Raw genomic sequence first — 2,271 nt, 5'->3', positions numbered from 1 at the left:
CCTTCTTGACGAGGTTTTTGAGCTGGACGAACTCCGGGCCCATCTGGACCTTGGCCTTGATCCATTCCGGCTTCCGTTCCACCGGTGTGGCCGCGTTTCGCTGCTCAATGCGCAGCATCTTCCGGCCTTCTGGTGCCAGTGTCACAGTAAAGCTCCTTCTGGGCCAGGGCGGGGTGTTTCCGGGCAACTCCATGGTCAGGGCTTGGCCCCGGTCCCGTCTACTAATGAACTGCGCGGTTTTGCACTTGCGTATAGACAATCGTCCAAAGTCCACGCGCTGGAGCGGTCTTCATACATATGGATAAAGGGTATCGACAAAATTAGGCAGGTTGCTGTAGTCAGCCGCACAGGCCCTGGCCAATGATGGAGGGCAACAACGCTGTGACCCCGGTCACGGCGCAAGCGACACGCTTTTGATCTGCGGCGGGAGAGTCCTGCAAGCAAATGATGCGGGCGCCGTAGGAGCAAATCCTCCCCAGGAATCTCTCAGGCCCACGTACCGCCGCGACGAGGCAACTCTGGAAAGCAGTTCGCCCTTCATCATGAAGGGCGAGCTCACCGACGGTGCAAGCAGACCCCTGTCTGCGGAATCTCTCAGGTCCACGACAGAGCGGGGAGGAACTTGATCCACAGCCGTGTCCTTCGGGCCGGCCCGACCCTGGAGTTCCATATGACCGTTCAGTCCCATCCTTCTGCCTTCGTAGACCGGCACATCGGCGCGCGCCGCCAGACCGACATCGACACCATGCTCAAGGCGATCGGCTACGACAGCGTTGATGGCCTCGTGGACACTGCCGTGCCCGACTCCATCCGCCAGCAAAAGCCGCTCAGCCTCGACGGCGCGCTGAGCGAGGTCGAGGTGCTGGCCGAGCTGCGCAAGCTGGCGTCGAAGAACAAGACCGCCGTGCAGATGATCGGGCAGGGCTACTACGACACGCTCACCCCGGCGGTGATCCGCCGCAACATCCTTGAGGCCCCGGCCTGGTACACGGCCTATACCCCGTACCAGCCGGAGATCTCGCAGGGCCGGCTTGAGGCGCTGCTGAATTTCCAGACCATGGTCCAGGACCTCACCGCTCTGCCGGTCGCGAATGCTTCCCTGCTGGATGAAGCCACCGCAGTCGCCGAGGCAGTGCTTCTGATGCGCCGGGCCAACAAAAACAAGTCCGCTGCCGGGGCCAAGACCGTCCTCGATACCGATGTGCTGCCGCAGACCATCGCGATCGTCAAGGGCCGTGCCGAGGCGCTGGGCTTCGAGGTTGAGGTCGCCGACCTCTCGAAGGGCCTGCCCGACGGCGTCATCAACGGCGTCGTCCTGCAGCAGCCGGGCGTCTCCGGCCGGGTGTGGGACCAGTCTGCCGTGATCGCGGAGGCTAAGGAACGCGGCGCACTGGTCACCGTGGCGGCGGATCTGCTTGCCCTGACCCTGATTACCCCTCCGGGCGAGCAGGGGGCTGACATCGCAGTCGGCTCCACGCAGCGCTTCGGTGTGCCGCTGTTTTTCGGCGGGCCGCACGCCGCCTACATGGCGGTGCGTGAGGGCATGGAACGCACGCTTCCGGGCCGCATTGTGGGGGTGTCCAAGGACAACGCCGGCGTCCCCGCCTACCGTCTGGCCCTGCAGACCCGCGAGCAGCACATCCGCCGTGAGAAGGCCACGTCCAACATTTGCACCGCGCAGGCGCTGTTGGCCATCGTCTCCTCGATGTACGCCGTCTATCACGGCCCCGATGGCCTGAAGGCGATCGCCGAGGCCGTCCACAACAACGCCCGCACCCTGGCAGCGTCCCTTAAGGCCGCCGGCCGCGAGTTGGTATCCGAGTCCTTCTTCGACACCGTCACGGTCCGCGTCCCCGGCAAGGCCGCCAAGGTCATCGCGGCGGCCGAGGCCCGCGGCATCAACCTTCGCGTGATCGACGCCGACACGGTGGGTGTATCCGTTGATGAAACCACGACGCCGGACGTCCTCGCCGCCGTTGCCGTCGCCTTTGGCGCCGGCCCGGTCGGTTCAGCCCAGGGTCTCGAACTGCCGGAGTCCGTGCTGCGCTCCTCCGACTTCCTGCAGCACCCGGTGTTCAACACGCACCGTTCCGAGACCCAGTTGCTGCGCTATATCCGCCGCCTCTCGGACCGCGATCTGGCCCTGGACCGGACCATGATCCCGCTGGGGTCGTGCACCATGAAGCTGAACGCCACGGCCGAGATGGAGGCCATCTCCTGGCCGGAGTTCGCTTCCATCCACCCCTTCGCCCCGGAATCCCAGACCGCCGG

1 protein-coding gene, 1 pseudogene and 1 riboswitch are annotated in these 2,271 nt (G+C 65.0%); of the genes and pseudogenes, one reads left to right on the top strand and one right to left on the bottom strand.

Features of this window, described 5'->3' with window-relative positions:
• Positions 1-145: pseudogene (locus tag AC1D0A_RS21875) on the bottom strand (lipoyl synthase); the annotation flags it as partial.
• 269 nt (positions 146-414) lie between these two features.
• Positions 415-512: riboswitch (glycine riboswitch) on the top strand.
• A 158-nt stretch (positions 513-670) separates the two neighbouring features.
• Here AC1D0A_RS21875 and AC1D0A_RS21870 point away from each other — a divergent pair.
• Positions 671-2,271, top strand: a 1,601-nt coding sequence (locus AC1D0A_RS21870) for an aminomethyl-transferring glycine dehydrogenase (protein ID WP_476946829.1), incomplete at its 3' end; no start/stop codon positions are given.

Source organism: Arthrobacter sp. P1_D4 (assembly GCF_056406115.1).
Note: the sequence above shows the minus strand (reverse complement) of the source record. Positions and strands in the feature narration are given on the sequence as shown.